We start from the raw sequence: 2,992 nt of genomic DNA, 5'->3' as shown, positions 1-2,992 counted from the left end.
GGACATGCCCAGCGCATGGCAAGCGTGCTGATGTTTGGCACACTGCCCGCGGCAACCCGTTTTGCCCGATTGCTCGTCGAAGGCACCGCATGAGACATATTGCAGCCCGTCCATGGTTCGCCACCTGTTTATTGTGGTGCATCGCCGCCGCCATCGCTGCGTTCAACCTCGGTCCTTTGATCGGCAGCACCGGAGTACGTGCTGTCTTTTCGCTGCCGTCAGCCGGTGACAGCCAGGCAGTCCTTCTGCACTATAGTGTTTTGCCACGGCTGGCGATGTCTTGCGTCTGCGGCTTCGCACTAGGATTATCCGGTGTTCTTTTCCAGCATGTGCTGCGCAATCCGCTCGCTTCACCTTCCACGTTGGGCGTGGAGGCTGGGGCCCAACTCGCGCTCGGCGTCGCGATGCTTTGGTTTCCGGCACTTCTCGGCTGGAGCCGCGACACGGCAACGGCTTTTGGTGGCTTCGCCGCAATGGCCGTCGTTTTTGCCGTCGCGTGGCGATTCAAGTTCCAGCCGATTGCCGTCATCCTGACAGGCCTGGTTACTGGCCTCTACTGTACGGCAATCGTTACGCTGCTGACGTTGATGAACGACCATTATCTGTCAGGTCTGTTCGTCTGGGGTAGCGGATCGTTGAACCAGAACGACTGGCGCTCGGTTGCCGGACTTTTCCCGAAAGTCGTCGGCTGTACCGTACTTGCGCTGCTGCTGGTCCGGCAGTTGAGTGTCCTGACGCTTGGCGAGGCAGCGCAAGGTCTCGGAGTCAAACTGCAATTTGTCCGGGCCGCTGCGCTGTTTGTCGCCGTGGCCCTGACGACGTTCACGGTGAGCGCTGTGGGTGTGATCGGCTTTCTCGGCCTTGCTGCGCCCGCGATCGCGAGGGCTATTGGCGCCCGGCGGATCAATACAAGGCTCATTGTTGCTCCGCTCATCGGCGCCGCATTGCTGATCATCGTTGATCAGATCATGCAAATTTATGCCGCAAAAACAGGAAGCTATGTTCCGACCGGTGCAGCGACTGCGCTGATCGGAGTGCCGGTACTTCTGTTCGTGATGTTGAAGCGTGGCGGTTCGCTGCAAACGGCGGTTCAAAGCGGATCGTCCCCCGCCGCGAGCAGCCGGCCCCTGATCCTGATAGCGACGCTTGCCGGTCTCGTCCTGGTCGTAGCAATGGTCGCGATATTTGTCGGCAGGGGCGTCGACGGATCGTGGATAAGCAGCACCGGCGCGACACTGAAATCCCTGCTGCCATGGCGGCTTCCCCGGCTCCTAGCCGCAACTTCCGCGGGTATCATGCTTGCGCTTGCGGGCAGCCTGCTGCAGCGCCTGACTGGCAACGCCATGGCAAGTCCTGAGGTTCTGGGTGTCAGTGCCGGAACAGCGTTCGGATTGCTTTGCATCTTGTTCGTTGTACCGGAACCGACCATTAGCCATCGACTTGTCGGCGGTTTTTTGGGTGCCGGGACAGTTCTCGCTATCCTCTTCGCGATGAGCCGCGCGGCGCATTCCGGCAACCAGTTCCTGATGTTTGGTGTATCGCTGGGAGCATTTCTGACCGCGTTGATCTCCGTCGTCCTCGCCTCAGGTGACCCGCGAGCCCTGTCACTGATCAGCTGGATGGCCGGCTCGACCTATGGGGTCAGTAGTGCCATGTCCTTGATAATAGCGGCACTGGCCATAGTCGGTGTCATCACGGTTATGCTCCTCGTTCGCCCGCTACAGCAATTCGCTTTGGGTGATCTATCGGCGCATTCACACGGCGTTGATGTGAAGAAGCTGCAGATCGTGATCCTTGCTGTAGCTGCGCTGCTGACAGCCATGGCCACGCTGATCGTGGGTCCATTGAGCTTCGTCGGCCTGATGGCTCCGCATCTCGCTCAGCGGCTTGGGCTGACACGCGGCCTGCCACACCTGATGGGCTCGGCACTATGCGGAGCGATGCTTATGGCAACAGCCGACTTCATCGGCCGCACCGCCTATTTCCCGTGGCAATTGCCGACGGGGCTTGTCGCTACGCTGCTGGGCGGACCAGTGTTCGCATTGCTACTTATCCGCCGCCGCCGCTTGTCTAAGCTGCACTAAGGGTTTTCTGGCACGCGCGGTGCCCATCTCTGATCATGAAATTGACGAGGGTTCTGGATACCCCCAGTTCTTCGGCAATATCCTTTTGCGGAATACCATCGATGCGATGGCGGACAAATGCGTCCTGGGTGCGCTTCGGCAGAGTGTTTAATGAGTTCAGTACTTCCCACAGAGTTTCAGTGCTCACCAGACAGTCGAGCGCGCTGACACTCGGGGCAGGGATGGAATCCATACCGTCGACGGGTGTCATGTTGAGCTTTTCATAGGACCGTTTGCGGGCCTCGTCCAAAGCCAGATTGTAGACCATGCGGCAAGCATAGCCGACCGGACAACGGACGCAGCTTGACTGCATGGTGCATGCCTTAAGAACAGCATCATGAAATATATCTTCCGATTGCGTGCGGGAATGCAGAACGCCTTCGGCAATTTTCAAAAGATTTGGCTTGTATCGTATCAATACATCGACAAGCATATTGCCATCATATAGATTTATTTCTTTTCTCATTTTAGTATCTTCTTGGTAGACGATTGCAATGACGAATAAAATGGCTTTTGTCCGCGCATTTGTTATTTGAAATGCCCGAGTAAAATCGCCAGCGATGTTGCGGAGATAGCTATAAAATAATATGATAAAACGAGTCAAGTTATTAAGTCAAAATAGTTAGATGTTGGCTCGCGCATTTTTCGACGCCATCGAACATTCGAAGCCGGGATGATGCCATATGACGGCTTCTACGATGTTGCAATGAAGCAAGAATCGGGTTGAATTCGCGCGCCGATTGCACGATTTTCTAAGGCAGTTGAAACGCGAGGGCCGTGCGATGGGCCAGACAGTGCATCATTATCTTATTTTCGAAACCGCGGGTGGCTTCTGCGGTATCGCCTGGAGCGATATCGGGATCACACGC

At 56.5% G+C, this 2,992-nt stretch carries 2 protein-coding genes and 1 pseudogene; 2 read left to right on the top strand and 1 reads right to left on the bottom strand.

Translation table 11 applies throughout. The features are described from left to right. Window positions 1-89: 89 nt before the first annotated feature. A complete protein-coding gene (gene fhuB, locus ACXJ5O_RS23230) occupies window positions 90-2,084 on the top strand; it encodes a Fe(3+)-hydroxamate ABC transporter permease FhuB (RefSeq protein WP_457301971.1) in 1,995 nt (664 codons plus the stop codon). On the opposite strand, the gene ACXJ5O_RS23225 is transcribed toward fhuB, so the two are convergent. Continuing rightward, complete coding sequence (locus tag ACXJ5O_RS23225; RefSeq protein WP_457301970.1) at window positions 2,071-2,727, bottom strand: sigma-70 family RNA polymerase sigma factor; 657 nt, start codon at window positions 2,725-2,727, stop codon at window positions 2,071-2,073. The genes fhuB and ACXJ5O_RS23225 overlap by 14 nt on opposite strands. 178 nt (window positions 2,728-2,905) lie before the next feature. Between ACXJ5O_RS23225 and ACXJ5O_RS23220 the strand changes: the two are divergent. Next, window positions 2,906-2,992, top strand: a pseudogene (locus ACXJ5O_RS23220) (methylated-DNA--[protein]-cysteine S-methyltransferase); the annotation flags it as partial.

This window comes from Phyllobacterium sp. P5_D12 (assembly GCF_054049495.1).
Note: the sequence above shows the minus strand (reverse complement) of the source record. Positions and strands in the feature narration are given on the sequence as shown.